Annotated in this window: 16 protein-coding genes; 1 reads left to right on the top strand and 15 read right to left on the bottom strand. The window is 65.7% G+C overall.

Annotation, left to right across the window (positions count from 1 at the left end):
• Positions 1–9: 9 nt before the first annotated feature.
• From fabD to trpB, 10 genes are all read right to left on the bottom strand, one after another.
• Complete coding sequence (fabD, locus tag AB4083_RS01610; RefSeq protein ID WP_441606006.1) at positions 10–3,351, bottom strand: ACP S-malonyltransferase; 3,342 nt, start codon at positions 3,349–3,351, stop codon at positions 10–12.
• A gap of 165 nt (positions 3,352–3,516) precedes the next feature.
• Entirely contained in the window at positions 3,517–3,726 is a 210-nt protein-coding gene (locus tag AB4083_RS01605) for an MbtH family protein (protein WP_441606005.1), read from the bottom strand.
• 357 nt (positions 3,727–4,083) lie between these two features.
• On the bottom strand, positions 4,084–4,887 hold the full coding sequence (locus AB4083_RS01600; protein ID WP_441606004.1) for a TetR/AcrR family transcriptional regulator: 804 nt from the start codon (positions 4,885–4,887) through the stop codon (positions 4,084–4,086).
• 194 nt (positions 4,888–5,081) lie between these two features.
• Positions 5,082–6,002 (bottom strand): hypothetical protein, encoded by a 921-nt coding sequence (locus AB4083_RS01595; RefSeq protein WP_441606003.1) that lies wholly within the window; start codon positions 6,000–6,002, stop codon positions 5,082–5,084.
• 462 nt (positions 6,003–6,464) lie between these two features.
• Positions 6,465–6,977, bottom strand: coding sequence for a hypothetical protein (locus AB4083_RS01590; protein WP_441606002.1), 513 nt, complete (start codon positions 6,975–6,977; stop codon positions 6,465–6,467).
• 168 nt (positions 6,978–7,145) lie between these two features.
• On the bottom strand, positions 7,146–10,283 hold the full coding sequence (locus AB4083_RS01585) for a TonB-dependent receptor (protein WP_441606001.1): 3,138 nt from the start codon (positions 10,281–10,283) through the stop codon (positions 7,146–7,148).
• Between the two features lie 92 nt (positions 10,284–10,375).
• On the bottom strand, positions 10,376–11,347 hold the full coding sequence (locus tag AB4083_RS01580; RefSeq protein ID WP_441606000.1) for a TetR/AcrR family transcriptional regulator: 972 nt from the start codon (positions 11,345–11,347) through the stop codon (positions 10,376–10,378).
• A 1,415-nt stretch (positions 11,348–12,762) separates the two neighbouring features.
• Complete coding sequence (gene accD, locus AB4083_RS01575) at positions 12,763–13,632, bottom strand: acetyl-CoA carboxylase, carboxyltransferase subunit beta (protein WP_441605999.1); 870 nt, start codon at positions 13,630–13,632, stop codon at positions 12,763–12,765.
• A gap of 60 nt (positions 13,633–13,692) precedes the next feature.
• A complete protein-coding gene (trpA, locus tag AB4083_RS01570) occupies positions 13,693–14,493 on the bottom strand; it encodes a tryptophan synthase subunit alpha (protein ID WP_441605998.1) in 801 nt (266 codons plus the stop codon).
• Entirely contained in the window at positions 14,490–15,695 is a 1,206-nt protein-coding gene (gene trpB, locus AB4083_RS01565) for a tryptophan synthase subunit beta (RefSeq protein ID WP_441605997.1), read from the bottom strand. Before trpB ends, trpA begins: the two co-directional genes overlap by 4 nt.
• 128 nt (positions 15,696–15,823) lie before the next feature.
• On the opposite strand from trpB, the gene AB4083_RS01560 reads away from it, so the two are divergent.
• The gene (locus AB4083_RS01560) at positions 15,824–16,708 is read left to right on the top strand and encodes a LysR family transcriptional regulator (RefSeq protein WP_441605996.1); all 885 of its coding nucleotides are present in this window, start codon (positions 15,824–15,826) and stop codon (positions 16,706–16,708) included.
• Between the two features lie 103 nt (positions 16,709–16,811).
• Here AB4083_RS01560 and AB4083_RS01555 read toward each other — a convergent pair whose 3' ends face one another.
• The 5 genes from AB4083_RS01555 to AB4083_RS01535 form a co-directional block, all read right to left on the bottom strand.
• A complete protein-coding gene (locus tag AB4083_RS01555; RefSeq protein WP_441605995.1) occupies positions 16,812–17,429 on the bottom strand; it encodes a phosphoribosylanthranilate isomerase in 618 nt (205 codons plus the stop codon).
• The gene (gene truA, locus AB4083_RS01550; protein ID WP_441605994.1) at positions 17,426–18,193 is read right to left on the bottom strand and encodes a tRNA pseudouridine(38-40) synthase TruA; all 768 of its coding nucleotides are present in this window, start codon (positions 18,191–18,193) and stop codon (positions 17,426–17,428) included. The genes AB4083_RS01555 and truA overlap by 4 nt, the downstream gene beginning before the upstream one ends.
• A gap of 115 nt (positions 18,194–18,308) precedes the next feature.
• Positions 18,309–20,672: a FimV/HubP family polar landmark protein gene (locus tag AB4083_RS01545; RefSeq protein ID WP_441605993.1), complete on the bottom strand. Its 2,364-nt coding sequence runs from the start codon at positions 20,670–20,672 to the stop codon at positions 18,309–18,311.
• A 183-nt stretch (positions 20,673–20,855) separates the two neighbouring features.
• Positions 20,856–21,152 carry a hypothetical protein gene (locus tag AB4083_RS01540; protein ID WP_441605992.1) on the bottom strand — a complete coding sequence of 99 codons (297 nt, stop codon included), beginning with the start codon at positions 21,150–21,152 and terminating at the stop codon, positions 20,856–20,858.
• On the bottom strand, positions 21,152–22,180 hold the full coding sequence (locus tag AB4083_RS01535) for an aspartate-semialdehyde dehydrogenase (RefSeq protein WP_441605991.1): 1,029 nt from the start codon (positions 22,178–22,180) through the stop codon (positions 21,152–21,154). Before AB4083_RS01535 ends, AB4083_RS01540 begins: the two co-directional genes overlap by 1 nt.
• Positions 22,181–22,192: the final 12 nt, after the last annotated feature.

Genomic DNA, 22,192 nt, shown 5'->3' with positions numbered 1-22,192 from the left:
GATTCGTTGTCAGCCGCGGCGCAGCCGCGCGAAGGAACGGTTGAGGTGCGCGGCCGCGCCTTCCATCACGCGGACGGCGATGTCGTCCACGTGGCGCGCGGTCCACGGCTCCAGCGCGGTGCCTTTCACCCACTGGTTGAACGAGCCCAGCGCGGGGCCCGTCTGGATCTGGTAGTTCACGCGGTCCTCGCCCTTGCCTTCCATGGCGATGCGCGTGCAGTAGGCGAAGTACCAGCGGAACACCAGGGCCATCTTGTGCTTGGCATTGGCCTCGGCCTTGGCGATCTCGTGTTCCAGGCCCACCGCGCGGAAATACGCGCGGGTTTCTTCCCAGATCTCGCCGAAGCTCTTGTGGAAGAACGTCGTCTCCAGCTGTTTGCGGGTGCGCTCGGGGATGTCGTCCAGGCTTTCGTGATGGCGATACAGCGACAGCAGCTTGTTGGCGCGCGCCGGGAAGAACACCGACTTCTTCAGCACCTGTACCTGCGCGCCGATCTCGAACATGTCGCCGGCCGGCGCGTACTCGGTGTCCTGGATATCCATCGCCTGCAGCAGCGCCTTGCCGTCGGCGCTCATGCCCGACTCCACCGTGCACTGGTTGATCGAGCCGGTCGCGATGAAGTCGGCGCCGAGCAGGAAGGCCGCGGCCGCCGCCTCCGGACCGCCGATACCGCCGGCCAGGCCCATGCAGATCGGTTCGGCATAGCCGTGCGCGGCCTGCAGTTCGTCGCGCAGCCGCATCAGCGGCGGCAGCATCACCGCCACGATGCCGCCGTCGGTATGGCCACCGGAATCGGCTTCGACGCAGACGTCATGGCTCATCGGCACCGACGGCGCCCAGGCAGCCTGCTCCGCGGTCACCAGGCCGCGTTCGAGCAGGCGCTCGACGATCGCCGGCGGCGGTGGGCTCATGAAGGCGCGCGCCACTTCCGGGCGCGACACCTTGGCGATGACGCGATGCGTGCAGACCAGCTCGCCCGCCGCGTTGCGCCGCAATCCGTTCAAGCGGAAGCGCACCAGCGCCGGTGTCATCTGCATGAAGGCGGCGGCTTCCACGTGGCGCACGCCATGGCGCAGATAGAGCTCGACCACCGCCTCTTCCTGCGCCGGATATTCGTAGTTCGCCAGCAGGTTCATGCCATAGGGCTGGCCTGCGTCCAGCTCCGCCTTGATGCGCAGCAGCGCCTGCTCGATCTTTGCCGGCGACAAGCCGCCGGCGCCGAAGAAGCCGAGCAGGCCGGCCTGGCCCATGCGTACGACGAGTTCGGCCGAAGCGACGCCGCGGTACATCGCGCCGCTCATATAGGCATAGCGCAGGCCGTAGCGGCGGCGGAATACGGCGCTGCCGAGCGAGGCTGCTTCGATCGCACCGGGTTCGCCGTGCACGGCGGCGATGGGCTGCGCATGCGTGCCCGCGCCATCGGCAAGGGAGGTGACGGCGGGCGCCGCTTCGCCGCCCTCATCGTCGAATTCCACATCGTCGAATTCCGCATCGTCGAAGATTGGCGTCTGCGTACGGCGGATCTCGGTCACCATCTTGGACAGGATCGTGGCGCCCAGTTCCTGGAACTCCACCTCGCCCCTGCCCATCACGTAGCGGATCGAATCCACCCAATGCACAGGGGTGGCGATCTGCCTGGCCAGGGTGTCGGCGATGCGGCTGCCCTCGTAGGGCCGCGCGGTGGCGTTGGCGATCACCGTGGCCTTCGGCGCCTCGAAGCTGAAACCGCGCAGGAATTCGGCGAATTCCGCCTGTACCGGCTGCATGTGGCGCGAATGGAACGGCGCGCTCACGTTCAACGGCACATAGCGCAGATTCATCTTCTCGAACAATTGCGCCGCCGCGGCGAGCGCCTCGTGGTCGCCGGCGATGATGGTCTGCGTGGGCGTATTGAGGTTGGCGATGTCGATGCCGTGCAGGCGATGCTCCTCGAGCATGCCGCGCAGGTCCTGCGCCGTCGGCCCCATCACCGCGGCCATGCCGCCGCCGCTCGCGCGCCCCATCAGCTCGCCGCGCTTCTTCACCAGGCGCAGGCCGGTCTCGAAGGAGAACACGCCGGCCGCATGCAAGGCGTTGTATTCGCCGAGGCTATGGCCGGCGAAGATGATCGGAGCGTCGGCCGCAGCGTCGGCCTGCGCGTGGTAGTAGTGCAGCGCGTTGACCACGTACAGCGCGGGCTGCGTGTACTGGGTTTTGGCGAGCAGCCCTTCACAGTCGTGGAGGCAAAGATCCTCCAGCGAATAGCCGAGGATCTCCGAGGCCTTGCGCACCTGCTCGGGAAAGAGCGGGAACAGCTCCTTGCCCATGCCTTTGAACTGCGATCCCTGGCCGGGAAAGATGACTGCCTTCATGGGGCGTGACTCCGGTAGTGGTCCGTTACTTACCTGTCCATTGCTGCTGCGCTGCGTCCGCGCCGGGCGCGGCGCCAGGGCATCGAGCCGCGCGAGATCGCCGCCGGAAGGCGACAGGATCGAGCGGATCTCCACTGCGCCGCCCGCCGGCAGCGCGTGTTTCAACAGCGTCGCCATCGTCCCGGCGGGGCTGGCGTCGACGTAGCGATAGCTTTCCGGTGTGCCGATCGCCGCCAGCGTTTCCGGCAGGCGGATCGGATCGCGCACGACGGACCAGAAATCGCCTGGCCTGATCTCGTGCAGCAGCTTGCCCGCCGTGCAGCAGGCCACGGGCATGCGGCCGGCCTGCGGCGAGAGCGTGCGCAGAAACGCTTCGTACGCCGCCTGCGCCGCGTCGACCCAGCGCGAATGGAATGGAAACGCGACGGGAAGCCGGTGAAAGGTCATACCGCGCTGGCGCAGCAGATATTCCACGGCGGCGCCGTTGCCTTCCGGCAGCGAGAGCACGGTATGCGTGGCGAAGTTGCGCGCAGCGACTTCGCACAGCGCGAGCAGCGCCGTGTCGAGATAACGCTCCGGTTCGCCGAGCACCGTAATCATGCGCCCGGGCTCGGCATGCGCTTCGACGGCGAGCGCCTGCTCGATCACGGCGAGCAGCGCGTCGTCCGCATCGATCCAGCCGGCTGCTGCAGCCGCGGCGAACGTGCCCAGGCTGGAACCGAGCGCGAGATCGAATCGCAGCCCGCGTTCGAGCAGCGAACGGGCCAGCGCATGCTCGACCATGAAGATAGCCGCGTGGCTATGCAGCAGGCGCGTCAGCGGCTCGTTGCTGCCACCTGCCGGATACAGCAAGGCCAGCACGGATTCGCCACAACGTTCGCGCACGACACGATCGGCGTGCTGCATGCTCGCGCGGAAGCAGGCATCGCCTTCGAACAATTCACGCCCCATCCCGACGTGATGGGAACCCTGCCCCACGAACGACAATACGGTTTTCACGAGCGACGCATCCATACTGGCTCATGGCTCCGCTTACCGGTCGTGGCGACGACCGGGCAAACGCGGAATCCATGGCTGACCGTGCAGCCAACTCCCCTCCCCCCGAGGGGTACCTGGACGACCCGCGCGGGTCATCCGGAACGCAAAGCGAAACGCGCGGCGGCGCTAACGGCGCACGCTAGCGTCCAGCGATGTCGGACGCATGTCAGTCCACGTCACGCCGATGAATTCGAGACAGGCCGCCTTCGGCCCCTGCTTCCCCGCCTTCGCCCACCCTTGCGGCAGCGCTTTGAACACGGGCCAGGTCGAATACTGGCCGTCCTGATTGACCACAACTTCGTAAAGTGTTTCCGACGCGCGCGAACCGGTGGACATGCGTACTCCTAACGAGGGACGCCCTGGCGCAACCGCGCACACGGCGTTTCAGATCCATGGAAAACGATGCTGATGCCAACGGAGCGGGGGCAGGCACTCGCACCCGCCGGCGCGATGAGCTGCATGCTTGACCCTCCCCTCTTAGATTCTTCAAACAATGCGCACGGCTTTGCAAGCCGCAAGTTTTTGCGTTGCCGTGTGCAGTTGGCGTTTTTGCCGATTCGACGGCGTCGTGCCTGGCCTCAGCCATCGGTTCGCATGCGATGCGCGGGGCGTCAGGGCATGGGTACGCAGCCTGTTCTTTGGTGAACAGGCGAAGCTGGCGTCACCGCCAGCGTATGCAATCGCCGTGCGCGCTCAGGCGCCTTCGTTCGATTCGTTCAACATCGTCAGCACGCCGAAGGGCTTGTGACTGGCCGCTTGATCGTTGGCTGCCTGCTCGGCATCGGTGGCCCGCGCCGCGGCATCCGCATGACCCATGACCTGTTCGATGATCTGGATCTGTTCCGGACTGCCGAACGGACTGGTCAGCATCGGCGAGACCAGCGAGATCAGGCGCGCCAGCACCACCGCATCGCTGATCGTCTCGCCCATGCTCAACGAGGCGATCAGATCGTCCATGTCTTCGCCTGCGAGTAGGCCGGAGAGGCTCTTGAGGCTGAAGTGCAGGCGCATGCCCAGTTCGTTGCGCGGCAGCTCGGGCAGTGCGCGCGAGAACGCCTCGAAAAAGCGCCCGAAGATCGGACGGTAGTGATCCTGCAGATGGTTGCGGATGAACGGCGAAGGATCGCTGTACACGCGGCCCAGCAGGCGCATGAACGCCGGTCCGCCGGCAGGATCGCGGCTTAGCCGCAAGGCCGGCACGAACAGCACGCTCAGTACCGCCGACGCATCCAGCGCACTGCCGTTTGCCTGTTGCTCGCAGGCAGCCAGCAATTGCAGGCGTTCCTGATTGAGCCGGTCGAGCCGCTTGGACAGCAGCTCCTGCACCAGCAGTTCCTTGCTGCCGAAGTGGTAATTCACGGCAGCCAGATTGGCGTCGGCCAACTGAGTGATCTGCCGCAGCGACATGGATTCGAAGCCGCGCTCGATAAACAGCGCCTCGGCTGCCTGTAACAGGCGGATTCGGGTATTTCCCGATGCAGTTACTTGGCTATTCACGCGTATTTTCTCACATTCGCCTCTGCTGCCTGATCCTACCAGCAAGAACGGACCATAGCCGGTATAGAAATGCGTTAAATATCCAGGATTGAATAGGCAACCGGGTGCAATACCCCTCTCCTGCCATACAGGCGAAGGAGAGGGGTTTATTTCGCGCGATCCGATGCGGCTTCAAAGATAATCGCGATCCCGCTCTACTGCTCGCTCGCCTGCACGTAGATCGTCGGCCCGATCGCGGTGTCCCCGATCATGATCGCCGTGTTCTTTCCTGCCGCGGCGGGTAATCCTTCCTTGAGGTTGACCGCGGCCGTGATGATGCCCTGCAAAATCGGCGTAATGATCGGTATCGGCAGCAAGGTATTGCCGCAGCCCTCGGCCTTGGGCACGGCAAAGGAGTTGTCGACCAGGGTGCCATTCTCGGCCATCAGGATCTGCCCGTCCGGATTCGTCGTGTTGACGAACGACAGCACTGCCGGCACGCCGCTGATCGGTGAATTCGGCGGTGGCGGACTGGTGGTATTGGCAACCAGGTTCAAGACGATCGGGTGGCTGGCCGAGCCGATATAGCAGGTATTGCCGAGGAAGGGATTCTGCAGATGGATGCGGATCTGCAACTTGATGACGGTGGGATCTTCCGGCGGCGGCGGCGGGAACGAAGCATTGATCAGGTTGGCCTGCGCCGGACCCACCGGCTCCGCGGTGGCGGTGACGTCATTGACCGTGTTGACGATATGCCAGAACAGCTGCACCAGCGGACCGGGCCAGGTGGAATCGGGCTCCATCAGGCCAAGCAGGCCGCCCGGCACGTCCAGCGCCGTCGGCGACATCGCCGGCGCGCCGTCAACGGGGACGTAGAGATTGCCAAGGCCGGCGATATTGTTGACGCCGCCCTGCAGCACGATCGGCTTGTTGATCGGCACCGTCGCCTTGCCGATCTTGAACGAGCCCGAGGTGATGGTGGCGACGACGCAGGCGGTGACCTGGTCGTTGCTTTGATACGGACAATGCTGGAAAACCGCGTAGTCACCCGAAGGTGTGCCGGCACTCGCCGTCTGCGCGGAAATACCCAGCGCGCCGACCATAGCGATACCGAGGAACTTCAATGTTTTTGACATGGTGATCTCCGGTGTATCGAGTAAAAGTTTGCGGAAGCGGATATCCGGCCGTGGACGGCAAACCATTAACTCCGGCACAGCCGCAACGAGCCCGCGAGTGCCATGCGGCAACTCGCCGGTGCGCCATGACGGCCCTGCAAGCGGCTTCTCACTAGAAAAATCAGTTACGGCATAACACTCAATATCGGCACAAATCCAATAAGTCCGGCGATATTGCGCACACTCCAAATTAACCGGGCATGGCATTGGCGACGCTGCCTTGCAGCGGTTCGGCGCCAATAGAAACTCAATACCAGGCCAATCCAGACAAACCTTGGCGTCCCTTGTTTATCTGCCGTCGGAGGCTGCGCAAGAGATCGCTCTCTTGCGCAGCGATACGACAGATCAAACATCCCGGCTACACCATCCCTGGCTCGTCCCGGCCAGGCTTCCTGCCGGCCGGGACGCTACACGACTTCCCTGTTACGGATAGACGATGCTCAGGGTGGCGCCACCACCGTTGTTGGTGACCGGCAGAGCGCCGCTGGCCACCGCGCAGGCGCCCGGGTTGAGCTGGCCATTGAAGGTAGCGACGCCGTTGTTCAGCGTGAGCGGCACCGGGCCAGCACCGCAGGTCACCGGATTGCCGTTGATGCCCACCACCTTGACGCCCTGGGCGATGCCAGCGGTAGCGCTGGTGATGTTCAGCGCCCAGTTGTAGTTGGTCGCCTGCAGGTTGTTGCAGTTCGCATTGTTGCCGTTGGCCGGATCCGGGCTGAACACGGCACTGGTGACGACGCCTACGCCACCGGTCACCTGGATGGTGAAGACGGAATGGCACGGAATCCTGATCGCGCCGCCGAGAGCCGAAAGACTGGTGGAACCCGCAGCCGTAAACGTACCGTCCGGCGTGAAATGCGAAGCGAAACTCGGCGCGGCGGCCAACATGCCAACGGCCAGCACACCACTTGCAGCGATGGATTTGACGAAGGTCATGCGATGACTCCTTTCAAGGTTGGGAGGTGCGATAAGCACCAGGCTGCACCGCGGCCACAAGGCGGGCCGCAGAGACATTCGCCGGCAACGCACGCAGCGAAGCCAGCGTGGATGCAGGGACATCGCAGACGCGCCTGCGCTATCCCTGCATAAGAGCGGTCAAGCTTCTCAGTTGAAGCCCATGCGAACGGAGATCCCGTAGATCCTGGGATCGAGAGTGAAGACGTTCGTGGTGAGGCCGCTGTCGTCGCTGTTGACGAAAGCGTCGGTAATCGGCGTTTTGTTGAAGAGGTTCTTTACGTAGAGCTGCACGGTGAGATCGGTTTTCGACGCCTGGTAAGTCAACGACAGGTTGGCGTTGCCCCAGCCGCGCAGCTTGTCCGACACCGTGTTGTAGATGCGCGCATAGCTGGAACTCTGGCGGTAGTAATCGCCGCGCAGGGTGAAGTCGCCGCTCGAAGTGAAGAAGGTGTACTGCGCACCGGCATTGCCGGTCCAATGCGGCGAGTTCGGCAGCTGCTTGCCGCCCAGATCGGCATAGAAGCCCTTGCCGCCATTCGGCGCCTGCGTCCTCGGATTGTAGAAATCCCCGCTCGCCAACTGGATCGAACCATCCGGCGCGACGAAGTTGCTGGTCGGGAACGGACCGCCGCAGAACGAAGCCAGGTCGTTGAAGGCCAGGATATAGCCGCTGGTCTGCGCCCACTGCAGCAGCTTTTCCACGTCCGCCTTCGGCGCCACGCAGTTGGACGCCTGCTGCAGCCAGGGCTTGATCACCACGTAGTCCTGGTTGCCCTGGGTGCGGTTCAGCACGTCGATCGACTTCGAACCATTGGCCAGGCGGGTATGCAGATAACCGAGATTGCCGTCGAAGCGCAGTGCGCGCGTGGCCTGCCACGCGGCTTCCAGTTCGAAGCCGAAGATCTTGGCATCGAAGTTCTCATTCAAGGTGGCGCGGTCGACGATCTGCGAGACCTGATAATCCTTGTAGTCGTAGTAGAAAGCGTCTGCATTGAGCATCAGCTTGCCGTCGTTCATCAGGTTCTTGGTGCCGATCTCGAAGGCATTGACGTATTCGGGCTTGAACGTCGACGGCGGCGCGTTGAAGAACAGGTTCTGCGGATCGGCGCCGATGCCCGGCGAGTTGGTGCCGCCCGCCTTGTAGCCGCGCGAGAGCGAGGCGTACATCAGGGTTTCGTCGGTGAAGGACAGCTTCGGCTTCCAGTCCAGCACCAGCCGCCCGGTCGGCTTGCGCCAGCTCTGCTTGATATCCGGCTGATGCGGATAGCCGTAATTGACGTAGCCGCCGCCGGCGAAACCAGGCATCAGCAGCAATTGGCTGGGCACCGGGGTGCTGGTCTTCTGGTCGTCGGTGTAGCGCAGGCCGGCGGTCAGCTTCACCGTATCCGACAGCTGGTAATACAGTTCGCCGAACAGCGCCTTGGACTTGGTCTCGGCGATATTCTGGCTGCGGAAATAGTTGTGGCCCTGGCCGTTGATGCTGCCGATCGGATTCGGGTCGATATACACGCAGGAATTGTTGTACTGGTCGAGATAATTGGGCGTGCAATTGATCGGCGTCCGGCCGAAGTAGCCCTGGTTGAAGAACTCCTGCGCGGTCGCGGTAAAGATGTTGTTGAAGACGAAATAGTCTTCGTCGATCTTGTAGTCGAGATAGTTGGCGCCGACGCTGAAATTGAAGCGCCCGTCGAAGGACGACTGCAGGCGCAGTTCCTGCGACCACTGCTTGCTGTGCGAGCGCACCAGGTCGACCGCCAGATAACCCTTGGACGGCCCGAGCTGCGGATCGGTATAGACGCCGCCTGGCGTGATCGGATTGGCGGGGCCGCCGAAGTTGCCCGTTACCGGATCAGGGAAGGGATTCAGCAACCCATTGGAGTCGTTGAAGATCGGGTTGGACTGGAAGCGCCCGTAATCCTGCGTCGAATAATAGAAATCGCGCGAATAAGCAGTCTGCGAAATCAGCTTCAGATCCTCGCTGGGCTTGAACTCCAGGTTGATCTGGACCACGTCGTTCTTGGCCTTGAAACGCGGGTCGTAGCTGGTCGCGATGGTGCGCAGGTTGGTCGACTGCTGCACGCCGGCAAACGGATCGCCGGACTTGACCAGCGACGGGGTATTCAGGAAATCCGGGGTGATGCCCAGCGGCAGGCTGGTGCGCGCGAACAGCAGCTGCGAGAGGCTCGCGCCGTTCGGCACGCCGAAAGCGCCCTTGCCATACAGCGAACCGGGCTGGCAGCCCTGGCTGAATTGCGGCTGGTTGAACTCGGGCACCGCCGTATCGCCGATCTGGGTCGGACCCGGATCGTTGTGGCAAAGCTGCTTGCCGGTGCGCGAGCGGTCGTCGTTCTCGTTGAAATGCTCCCACACCATGCTCGCGCTGAACTTGTCGCTGGGCTTCCACAGCAGGCCCATGCGGCCGCTCCAGAGGTCGCGGCCATTGACGTCCTTGTTGGTCACGGTGTTGTTGTCGTAGCCGCTGCGCTTGGTCCAGGCGCCCGCCAGGCGATAAGCCAGGGTGTCGCTGATCGGCACGTTCACCATGCCGCTGAAGCGCCGGCTTTCGAAGTTGCCGGTTTCGGCCTTGAACCAGGAATCGAAGCCATCCAGCGACGGCAGGTTCGGAATCATGTTGACCACGCCGCCGGTAGCGTTGCGGCCATACAGGGTGCCCTGCGGCCCGCGCAGCACCTCGATCCGGTTGACGTCGAAGTATTCCTGCTCGAACAGCCGGTTGCGGATCAGCGGTGTGCTGTTGAAGCTGACCGCCACGCCGGGATCGGTGGTGACCGACAGCGCCTTGGTGCCGACGCCGCGGATGGAGAAGTTGTAGCTGGCGAAGTTGGACTTGGAGAACGTCACGTTAGGCGTGGCGCGCAGCAGTTCGGCGCCGCCTTCGATCTTGTGATCGTCCAGCGATTGCGCATCGAATACGGACAGCGCGATCGGCACGTCGATCGGACGCTCCTCGCGCTTCTGCGCGGTCACCGTCACCGCGCCGAGCTGGACGACCTTATCGGCGTCGGCCTTGCTGCCGGGCTTGGTCTTGGATTTTTTCTGGGCAGCAGCCTGGGCCTGGGGATCTGCCGCAGCCGCATCGGCGGGCGCGGCAGCAACGGGGGTGTTGTTCGATGCGGGCACCGCGGGCGTGTCGTTGGACACCGCCGCGTCGCGGCCGCGTTCGGCAGCATGCGCGCGCGCCTGGATGGCGAGGCAAGACAGAATCGCCAGCATGAGTGCGCATGGCTTGACCGACGTATGCGGCCGATATTGCTTATGTTGCATTACTCCCCTCCCATTGAAGAGTCGCGTGGCGCGACACCCGTACCGCCTCGATACCCAGGCTCAAAAGCCTTCCCCCTGGAAACACTGCACCGCTAGGCAAACCACTCGACACGGCGCGCCGGCGGATAGTCCGCCTCGGTGGCTTCGTCGAAGGCGGCAGCCGCCATCGCTTCAAGCTCGCCGGACAGCGCTGGCGCCGTCACTTCGGCGACCGCACGAAACAGCCCGCGATCACCAGGCCGCGCCCCCTTGTGCAGGCCTGCCTGCACTTCCGGCTCGACCACTTCCGCCGCGGCGACCACTTGATCCACCACCTGCTCGACCTGGCGATCGCGCTGCGCATCGCGAAACGGAGTGGTCAGGATCGGCGTCACGAACACCAGCAAGCGCGTCATCACCAGCGAGTCGCTGACCGGCTCGCCCATGCAGATCGCGCAGGCCAGCTCGCCCAGGTTCGCGCCAGCCATCACACAGGCCAGCGCCTTCAGGCCAAGCCGCAGCCGCGTGCTCAATTCGCGCCGCGGCAGGTCCGGCAAGGCGCGCGTGAAAGCCTTGAAAAAACGCGCTGAAATCGATTGGTGACTGTCTTTCAGATAGCTGCGGATAACCGGCGAGGAATCGCCGTAAGCGCGCAACAGCAGTTGTATCCGCGTGCGTTCCTCGATGCTGTCCCGACGCATGCGCAAGACCGGGATAATCAATGCACCAAGCACAGCCGGTGCGGTGATCGCGCTTCTGCCACCGTGTTGTTCGCAAGCTGCCAGCAAATGCAGACGCTCCTGATTTAGGCGATTCAGACACGAGGTCATCAACTCACGCATCAAGGCTTCCTTGCTGCCGAAGTAGTAGCTGACCAGGGCCGGATTCGCCTGCGCGAGTCCGGCAATCATGCGTAGCGACATCGCCTCATAGCCGTGCTCGACGTACAGCGCTTCGGCCGCACGCAACAGGCGAAATCTGGCGCCTTGCTCATCGTTGAGCTGATTCAACATCGGTTGCCGGTCCCCGCTGATCCTCTGGCCGCCCCCGGCCTGCCCCTCCGGCAAGTGGAACGTCAGATTCAAGTCTCCATTTGAACGCTTGGTTTCATACGAGCGTTCGCAAGATTGACTTGCGTCGATTCAAAAGCAAGTTGCAACGCAAGGCTCTGCCATGGCGCTTTTTGAAAGGCGGATGCGCGTTTGAAAAACCCCTGTAAATCAGCGCTTGAATCGTTTCCTACGGCGTCAGCCTGGTGAAGGCCTGCAAACGTCGGCGAAGGGTATTTTCTGCGTCGCAGCAATTGGTGATCCGATTAAAACTCTCGGTTAATTGAATTAGCTGATCCGGGTAGAAAAGATTTTCACGTGGTTATCACGGAGTCGAATGCGGTGTGCATTGAGGGAATGGTGGTCGGCAACAACACATCGAGCCAGCTCATCGGCCTGGTTCACCGGCTCCACTGGTCATTCCGGCGCAGGCCGGAATCCAATAGAGAGGCGATTCGGTTGCGCCGTATCGCGTCGACCACTTGCTTCTTGAATTGCAGCGGCGAAGGCGGGAGCTATGTGCGATGGCGCGATCGTCGTGCGCTTTCGCCACTGGATTCCGGCCTGCGCCGGAATGACGGGTGGAGGCGCAGGTTGGGGTGGACTGCAGACGAAGCCCAACATGGCTAGGTCGAGGCGCATCGCATCGTTGGGGTTCGCCGTTGGCTCACCCCAACCTACGCGGGTTGCATCTGCTGCCGTGGCATCGGCACGCCTGTCGCGACACTCGGCTCGTCACTGCGCGCCCCCACCTCGGCCCTCTCCCTGGAGGGGAAAGGGCATCCATGCGTCGAGTGAACATCGGTTTGCACGTCATTCGTTGAGCAGAACTTCGGCAAAGCGTGACAAGTCACTGTTGGCAAAGGTGTCGATCGCGCTTATCCACAAGCTTACCCAGTGCGCGTCCACAGCAGCTGTGGACAAACGCGTGGCGCGGGCACGCTGGCGCCGTTGCCGAAAAAACCATCAGCACGTGCCAAGTGCTTGTCCGCCAACGGCGCAAACGGATTTGTCCACAGACTTGTGCAGTTGGCATCCACAACTGCTGTGGAAAACATTTCGTCACATGACGATGGCGTGACCAAAACTTTCGCAGCGCGTGCGCGCTCCTGCGTCATCAAGCACTTGAAGGTGTTTTCCACAGGCTCACCCGCAGTGCATCCACAGCTGCTGTGGACAACCTGGCGTTGCGGCGTGCGCATCCACATCGATGTTGCAGTTCGCTGCACCCACTCCGAGCTGCGCCGTGATGTCAATAGCGCACGCGCGACGTTGCAGTGCCGTGACCAAAACTTTCGCAACGCGTGCGCAACGCAACGCTGTCAGTCACTTGCGATGCTTGTCCACAGGCTTACCCGCAAGCCATCCACACCGGCTGTGGAAAACATCGGGCGATGGCGCGAAAAAAAATGCCGCCTCGCGGCGGCATCTTCAAATCGCGGCAGCGACGATCACGCTGCGCGCGGTGCCCGCGACAGGATACCCAGCACGTCGGCCAGCTTGTCGCGCATCTCGCGGCGGTCGACGATCATGTCGATGGCGCCGTGCTCCAGCAGGAACTCCGAGCGCTGGAAGCCTTCCGGCAGCGTCTCGCGCACGGTCTGCTCGATCACGCGCGGGCCGGCGAAGCCGATCAGCGCCTTCGGCTCGGCCACGTTGACGTCGCCGAGCATGCCTAAGCTGGCGGATACGCCGCCGGTGGTCGGATGGGTGAGCACGCTGATGTAGGGCACGCCGGCGTCGCGCAGGCGTGCCAGCGCGGCCGAGGTCTTGGCCATCTGCATCAGCGAGAACAGCGACTCCTGCATGCGCGCGCCGCCGGTGGCGGCGAAGCACACCAGGCCACTGCGCTCGGCCAGCGCGCGCTCGGCGGCGCGGGCGAATTTCTCGCCGACCACCGAGCCCATCGAGCCGCCCATGTAGCTGAACTCGAACGCCACCGCCATCAGCGGGCGGCCCTTGAGCGCACCGCTCATGGCCAGCAGCGCGTCTTTCTCGCCGGTGGACTTCTGCGCGGCCACGATGCGGTCGCGGTACTTCTTGGAGTCGCGGAATTTCAGCGGATCGGTGGGCTCAAGATTTGCCCACAGCTCCTGCGTGGAGCCTTCGTCCAGGAACGCCTGCAGGCGCGCGCGCGCATCGATCGCGTGGTGATGGCCGCACTTGGGGCAGACCATCAGGTTGCGCTCCAGCTCCGGCCGGTACAGCACGGTGCCGCAGCCGCCGCATTTCTCCCACACGCCCTCGGGCACCTTGCCCTTGCCGCCGTTGGAGCTCTGCGTGCGCGCACGCGGGGTCATGATTTTCTGCAGCCAGTTCATCGCTACACCTCAAACGTTCCTGACCGGAGCATTCCTTACGGAAGCGGGTCAGGAACCGCTTCAGTGTGCGTCCAGCGCCGTGCGGATCGGTTGCAGGAAAGCCTTGGCGCGGTCGGCGATCTCGTCCGCCCGCTCGGCCCCTGCCAGCCGTTCGACCAGCGCGCTGCCGATGACTACGGCATCGGCGAATCCGGCGATGGCCTTGGCGCTGCTCGCATCGCGCACGCCGAAGCCCACTGCCACCGGCGCCTTGGCGCGGGATCGGATGTCGGCCACGCGGGCCGCGATATCCGAGGTGCTCAAGCGCCCCGCGCCGGTGATGCCGGCAAACGAGACATAATACAGGAAACCCTCCGCCGACCCGCACAACTGCGCCATACGCGCGGGTGCGGTGGTCGGCGCCGCCAGCAGGATCTGGCGCAGGCCGGCGGCCTTCAGCGGCGCCAGCACGGCCGACTCCTCCAGCGGGCAATCGACCAGCAGCACGCCGTCCACGCCAGCTTCGACGGCTTCGCGGGCAAAGCGCGCGTAGCCGTGGATCTCCAGCGGGTTCAGATAACCCATCAGCACCACCGGCGTGTCGGCATCGCGCTGGCGGAACGCGCTGACCCAGCCCAGCACGTCGGCCAGGCCCACGCCCTTGGCGATGGCGCGCTCGCTGGCGTGCTGGATCACCGGCCCGTCGGCCATCGGGTCGGAAAACGGCACGCCGAGCTCGATCACGTCGGCGCCGGCGTCAACCAGGGCGTGCATCAGCGCCACCGTGTGTTCCGGCGCGGGATCGCCGGCGGTGACGAAGGGAATCAGGCCGGTGCGGCCGGCGGCCTTGAGCGTGTCGAAGCGGCGGTCGATGCGGTTCATACCTGCACTCCTTCGCGGGCGGCGATGGTGTGCACGTCCTTGTCGCCGCGGCCGGACAGGTTGCACAGCACCAGTTGGTCCTTGGGCATGCCGCGGGCGAGCTTGATCGCCTGCGCCACCGCATGGCTGGATTCCAGCGCGGCGAGGATGCCTTCGGTGCGCGCCAGGAGATGGAAGGCTTCGAGCGCTTCGTCGTCGGTGACGCCGACGTATTCGGCGCGGCCGGCATCCTTGAGGAAGGCGTGCTCGGGGCCGACGCCCGGATAGTCGAGGCCGGCGGAGACCGAGTGCGTCTCGGTGATCTGGCCGTTGTCGTCGCACAGCACATAGGTGCGGTTGCCGTGCAGCACGCCGGGGCGCCCAGCCGCGAGCGAGGCGGCGTGATGTCCCGTCGCGATCCCCTCGCCCGCCGCCTCGGCGCCGACGATGCGCACGTCGGCGTCGTTGAGGAAGGCGTGGAACAGGCCGATCGCGTTGGAGCCGCCGCCGACGCAGGCGGTGATCACATCCGGCAGGCGGCCGTACTGCGTCAGCATCTGCTCGCGCGCTTCGCGCCCGACGATGGCGTTGAAGTCGCGCACCATCATCGGATACGGATGCGGGCCGGCCACGGTGCCGATGATGTAGAAGGTGTCGGCCACGTTGGTGACCCAGTCGCGCATCGCTTCGTTGAGCGCGTCCTTGAGCGTCTTCGAGCCTGAGGTCACCGGCACCACCTCGGCGCCGAGCAGCTTCATGCGATAGACGTTGATCTTCTGCCGCTCGATATCCACCGCGCCCATGTACACCACGCACTTCAGGCCGAAGCGCGCGGCTACCGTAGCGCTGGCCACGCCGTGCTGGCCGGCACCGGTCTCGGCGATCACGCGCGGCTTGCCCATGCGCCTGGCGACCAGGGCCTGGCCGATGGTGTTGTTGATCTTGTGCGCGCCGGTGTGGTTGAGGTCTTCGCGCTTGAGCAGGATCTGCGCGCCGCCGACATGCCGGGACAGGTTTTCGGCGTGATAGATCGGGCTGGGGCGGCCGACGTAGTACTTCAGGTCGCGATCGAGCTCGGCGAGGAATTCGGGATCCTCGCGCAGGCGCAGGTAGGCCTCGGTCAGCTCGGCGATCGGCGCCATCAAGGTCTCGGCGACGTACTGGCCGCCGTAGGCGCCGAAGCGGCCGTGCTCGTCGGGCCAGCGGTGGAAGTCCTGGGACATGTGCGGTTTCCTCTAGCGGCAAGGGCGCCGCCGTGACTATCCCGGCCAGGCACCAGACCGATAAATTAACGCACGGACCGGTCCTGCGAAAAGCGATAAGATCGCCGCCACCTGTCAGTAAAACTCACATGTCCACACCCCGCGAACTGCCACCGCTGAATGCCCTGCGCGCCTTCGAAGCGACTGCCCGCCTGGGCAGCGCCAGCCGCGCCGCGGAGGAACTGCATGTCACCCACGGCGCGATCAGCCGCCATCTGCGCGCGTTGGAAGAAGCACTGGGCCAGCCGCTGTTCGCCCGCCACGGCCGCGGCCTGGCGCTTACCGCGGCCGGCGAGCAATTGCGCGACGGTGCGCGCGATGCCTTCGAGCAGCTGCGCGGAACCTGGGCGCGGGTGGCGCGCGGCCAGGCGGATGCACCGTTCGTGCTGGGCTGCCCCGGCAGCCTGCTGGCGCGCTGGATGATTCCGCGGCTGGAGCGGCTGCAGCAGGACTTGCCCGGCTTGAAGTTGCATTTGTCGGCGCAGGAGACCGCGTTCGATCCCGCGCTGGCGGGCGTCGATGCTGCCCTGTTGCTGGCGGAGCCGCCGTGGCCGGCCGACTGGCGTGTGCACGAACTGGCGCCGGAGCGGATCGGGCCGGTGCTGAGTCCGCGCTATCCCGGTGCGGCGCAGTTGCAGACGCCCGAACAACTGCTGGGCGAAGCCTTGCTGCATACGACCTCGCGTCCGCAGGCGTGGCCGCAATGGGCGGCGCTGGCCGGTCTTGCGCCCGCGCGGCTGCACTACGGCCAGGGCTTCGATCATCTGTATTACTTGCTGGAAGCGGCGGTCGCCGGCTTGGGCGTAGCGATTGCGCCGGAGCAACTGGTGGCCGACGACCTGGCGAGTGGCAGGCTGCTGGCGCCATGGGGTTTTCGTGCGACGCCGGCGCATTGGATTCTCGCCGTGCCGCGGCGCGCGCCGGGGGTGCAGGCGGAAGCTCTGCGCGACTGGCTGCGCCTCGCACTGGCGTAGGTTGGGGTGAGCCGCAGGCGAACCCCAACAAGGCATCGCGATCACCACGCGCCCGTTGGGGTTCGCCTGCGGCTCACCCCAACCTACGCCAGTCGCCTTGAGGTCAGCCGGCCTGGCGCACCGCCTCGATGAAGGCGTACATCTTCGCCGCGTCCTTGATCCCCGGCGCGGATTCGATGCCGCTGGACACGTCGACCGCCCACGGCTGCGCCACGCGAATGGCGTGCGCGACGTTCTCCGCCGTCAGCCCGCCGGCAAGTATCAACGGCTGCCCGACATCCGCCGGCATCAGCGACCAGTCGAACGCCTTGCCGCTGCCGCCGGCCTCGCCCAGGCCATGCCCGTCGAGCAGCAGGCCCGCAGCCCCGGGGTACTCGCGCAAACGCGGCAGGGCGGCCGCGCCCTCGCCCATCGCGATCGCCTTCAGATAGCGATGCCCGAACTGCGCGCACCACGGATCGCTTTCCTCGCCATGGAACTGCAGCAGATCGGGCTGCACCTCGCGCAACACCTCGCGCACATAGGCGGCCTCGTCGTCCATGAACAATGCCACCGTGCTGACGAACGGCGGCAGCGCGGCAAAGATCTCCCTGGCGCGCGCGACATCCACCCGGCGCTTGCTGCGCGCGGTGAAGATCACGCCGATCGCATCGGCGCCGTACTGTGCGGCCAGCCGCGCATCTTCCACGCGCGTCATGCCGCAGCACTTGATGCGGGTCATTGGCTCACCTCCGCCGGCAGGCCCCAGTGCGCTTCGTAGCGCGGACCGAGGAAGCTCAGGCCGGACGACGGCGCAGTCGGACCGGCCACTTCGCGATTGCGTCCGGCCAGCAGTTCGCCGACCCAGGCCGCGGGTTGTTCGCCGCGCCCCACCGGCAGCAGCGAGCCGACGATGTTGCGCACCATGTGATGCAGGAACGCGTTCGCCTCGATCTCGACCAGCACCTGCTGGTCCTCGCGCCGCACGCTCACCGCCAGCACTTCGCGCCGCGCATGCGCGGCCTGGCAGGACACCGCGCGGAAGGCGGTGAAATCGTGTTCGCCGATCAGCACCTGCGCCGCCTCGTGCATGCGTGCGGCATCGAGCGGCTGGCGCTCCCAGGTCACGTAGCGCCCGTCCAGCGCGGCGCGCACGGGGCGGTTGAGGATGCGGTAGCGGTAGCGGCGGCTGCGTGCAGAGAAGCGCGCGTGGAAATCCTCGGGCACCGTCTGCGCCCACAGCACGGCCACGCTGCGCGGCAGGTTGGCGCAGGCGCCCAGCACCCAGCCGCGTGGATCGCGCTGCACGTCGGTATCGAAATGCACCACCTGGCAGCGCCCGTGCACGCCGGCGTCGGTGCGGCCGGCGCAGGTCACTTCGACCGGATGCGCGGCCACGAACGACAAGGCTTTTTCCAGCGCGCCCTGCACGGTGGCCCCATGGGTCAGGCGCTGCCAGCCGAGGAAGTCGGTGCCGTCGTATTCGATGCCCAGGGCGATGCGCATGTGGAGTAAAGCGAAGCTGCAAGGCCGACGAGGTTAGCATCCCGGGCCGGCGGCAAGCCTGAAACGCATCGGGCCGGCATACGCCGGCCCGATGGAGAAACCATGCAGCGATGGATCAGCGGATGCCGTCGAGCAGCTTCTGCGCCACGTCCTTCTGCATCTGGGTGCCTTCGTGCAGCACCTCTTCCAGCATCGCGCGCGCGCCGTCCGGGTCGCCCATGTCGAGATAGGCGCGGGCCAGGTCCAGCTTGGTGTCGACCGGATCGTCGTTGAAGCCGCCACCGTGCGCGTCGCCGGGGTGGACGAAATCGTCCTCGAGCGGAGCGTGCGCAGGGGCTGCCGGAATGTCGTCTTCCAGGTCGGCGAACTGCCAGGTGGATACCGCCTCGCGCTCCGCCGCGGTGGGCGGCTCCGGCTCGGCGGCCGGTGCGGCATTGGCCAGCGGGCGCGGGGTCAGGTCGAAATCGAAGTGGTACTCGCTGACCTTCGGGTTCTTCGGCGGCAGCGGCGCGGCCGGGATCGGAGGGATGTCGTTGTCGTCGTCATGCGACGGCGCGGCATAGCGATCCAGGTCGAACTGGTGCAGCGCCTCGTGCTCGTCCTCATTCTGCGGCGGCAGCGGCGGCGCGCCGCCCGGGGTGAACAGCGGGTGGCCGGGCACCAGGTCCTCGCCCATCGACACCACGTCCAGCCATTCCGGCTGGTCGGTGCTGGAGATGTGCGCGTGCATGGCTTCCGCGGCGGCTTCGAAATGGTCCACGTCGCGGCGGCTGTAGTACAGGCTGACCAGTTCCAGGTGCAGGCCGACGTCGTCCGGATGCTCGGCGAGCTGGTCGAGCAACTCGTCCTGGTCCGGGTCGGAGCCGCCGATCGCGGGATCGGCGCCGAAGCGGTCGGCCAGCGACGAGGCGGAGCGCGGCGCGGGTGCGTCGGAGGACTTCTTGCGACGGCCCAGCAGCGCGCCCAGGAGCAGCAGCACCACGGCGCCGGCGCCGGCGGCGAGCGCCCAGGTCTGCATGTACCAGGGTTGTTCTTCGACCGGCGCGGGCGGCGCCACCGGGGCGGGCTTCGGTGCCGCCGGCTTGTTCTCGGGCTTGGCCGGCGTGCTGGCCACCGGCGCGGTGGCGGCGGCGCTGCCGGTGGCGGCCGGTGCGGGGCTGGCGCCGGCCGGGGTCACGGCGAGCGTGTCGGCGGCGGGCTTGGCGGTGCTGGCGGCGGGTGCGGACTTCGGCGCCTCGGCCACGACCGGCTTGGCTTCATCAGCCGCCGGCTTGGTCTCGACAGCCGCCGCGGCGGGCGGCGTGCCGGCGCCCTTGCGGGCCTCGGCCAGCTTGCGCTGCAGGTCGGCGATCTCGTTGTCTTTCAGCGCCAGCAGCTTGCCGTTCTTCTGGTTGATGTCTTCCAGGTCTTTCAGGCGCGACTTCAGCTCGTTGCCCTGCTGATCCAGGGTGGCCAGCGCCTCCTTGCTGCGCAGGAGGTCCTCGCGCAGGCCGGCTGCCGCCTTGGCGTCCTTGCTGTCGCCCTTGGCGTTGCCGCCGGCGGCGCCCTGCGCGCCGTCCTTCGCCGGCACCAGGGACAGACGGTCGGACGGTGCGCCCTTGCCGGTCGTCGGCGCGGTGGAAGCGGCCGGACGCGTGCCGGCATCGGCCACGCTGGTGGCGGTGCGCGCGGCGCCCGAGCTCCAGTCGCCGTTCTGGCGGCGCACTTCGGCGGCGGCCGCGGCGACCGCCAGGGCCTGCGCGTCCTGCGACGAAGGCACGCGCAGCACGGCGCCGGTCTTCAGCGCATTGATGTTGTCGCGGTAGAAAGCATCCGGGTTGGCCTGCTTCAGGGCCACCAGCATCTGGTTGATGTCCACGCCCTGCGGCGCGGTTTCCTTGGCGATCGAGGACAGCGTCTGGCCACGCTCGACCGGGCCGTACTCGCCGTTCTTCGCGGCGGGTGCGGCGGGAGCCGGCTTGGCGGGCTTGGCCGCAGGCTTGGCGGCAGCCTGCTGCTCGTCGGCGGCTGGCGCGGGCGCGGCATGCCGCGCGGGCTTGGCGGAGGACGCCACGGCCGGTGCGCGGGTGGCGGGCGCGGCACCGGGGCTGCTGGGCGGATCGAGCAGGATGGCGAACTCGCGCACGCTCTTGCCGGTGGCGTTGCTCACTTCGACCAGCAGGTCCAGGTAGGGGTCGTTCACCGGCGCGGCGCTGGTGATGCGGATCACCTTGCGGCCGTTGCCGCCGTCGATCACCGCGAACTGCAGCGGGATGTTCGGCGCGCCGCTGATGCCGGCCTTGGCGAAGTCCTCGCCCGAGGCGAGCCGCGCGGACAGGTTCTGCAGCTCGGAAGGATGTTCCGGGTTCAGCGGAATCTCGGCCAGCAAGGGCTGGCCCAGTGCCGACTTGACCTGGATCTGGCCCAGCTCGAGCGCGGCGGCCTGGGTGCTGCCTAAGGCCAGCGCCAGCAGCACCGACAGTCTCAACGAACGATTCATCGCGTGTTCCCCCGAACTGCCCCGTGACATTTCTTATATAAGGATCGCCGCACTGGGGCGGCGATTCCGTCGACAAGACGACACTTTAAGTTAGAAAAAGGCCCACAAACAATAGTTGCGGCCGATATTTACAACGCATTGCTGCGAAAGGTTCTCGCAGCAGCCCCGCTTATTGGGTCTTGCTCAATGGCCTTGGCCGGGCACGGCCTTGGCAGTTTTCAATGCTTCGAGCTGGTGCTGCAGGTCCGCGATGGCGCGGTCCTGCTGCTCCATCTTGCGGTCGGCCTGCTCGCTTTGGGCCTCCTGCGAAGCCACGTCGTGCTGCAGGCGCTGGACCTCGGCGCTCTTGCTGGCAACGCGGTGTTCGGCGTCGGCTTTCGGTGCCGCAGCCGGCGCCGCGGCCCCCAGCTGCTGACCGGCCCAGGCCGGCATCGCCACGGTCGCGATGCACAGCGCCAGGCTGGTCAGACGGAAACTCATCAGAGGTAGTCCTCGATCAGCAGCTCGGCGATCTGCACCGCATTGAGCGCCGCGCCCTTGCGGATGTTGTCCGAGACGATCCACAGGTCCAGGCCGCGCTCGTGCGAGATGTCCTCGCGGATGCGGCCGACGAACACCGGATCCTTGCCCGCCACGTCGCCCACCGGGGTCGGATAGCCGCCGGCCTTGCGCTCGTCCTGAACCACTACGCCCTCGGCCTGTTCCAGCAGCGCGCGGGCCTGTCCGGCGGTGATCTTGTCGCGGGTCTCGATGTGCACCGCCTCGGAATGCCCGTAGAACACCGGCACGCGCACCGCGGTGGGATTCACCTGGATGGTCTCGTCCTCCAGGATCTTGCGGGTCTCCCAGACCATCTTCATTTCTTCCTTGGTGTAGCCGTTGGCCTGGAACTCGTCGATGTGCGGGATCACGTTGAAGGCGATCTGCTTGGGGAACTTCGACGTTTCCACGTCCTGGAAATTGAGCATCGCGGCGGTCTGCTTGCCCAGTTCCTCCATGCCCGAGCGGCCCGCGCCGGAGACCGACTGGTAGGTGGCCACGTTGATGCGCGTGATCCCCGCCTGGCGGTGGATCGGCGCCAGCGCCACCAGCATGCCCATGGTCGAGCAGTTCGGATTGGCGATGATGCCGCGCGTGGTGTATTGCGCGATCGCGTGCGGATTGACCTCGCTGACCACCAGCGGGATGTCGTCCTGGTAGCGGAACTCGGAGGTGTTGTCGATCACCACCGCGCCGGCCGCGGCGGCACGCGGCGCGTGCTCGCGGCTGACCGAGCCGCCGGCAGAGAAGAAGGCGATGTCCACCCCGGCGAAGTCGTAGTCGGCAAGATTGCGCACGGTGATCGATTTGCCGGCGAAGTCCACCTGGCCGCCCGCCGAACGCTCGCTGGCCAGCGGCACCAGCTCGCTGACCGGGAAGTTGCGCTCTGCCAGGATCGACAGCAGGGTTTCGCCCACGGCGCCCGTCGCGCCGACCATCGCCACCTTGTAGCTGCTCTTCTTGCTCATGTTCCAGGATTC

It is taken from the genome of Dyella sp. 2RAB6 (genome assembly GCF_052115385.1).
In the GTDB taxonomy this organism is placed as follows: Bacteria; Pseudomonadota; Gammaproteobacteria; order Xanthomonadales; family Rhodanobacteraceae; genus Dyella_D.
The sequence above is the reverse complement of the archived record's forward strand: the minus strand, read 5'-3'. Positions and strand labels throughout refer to the sequence as shown.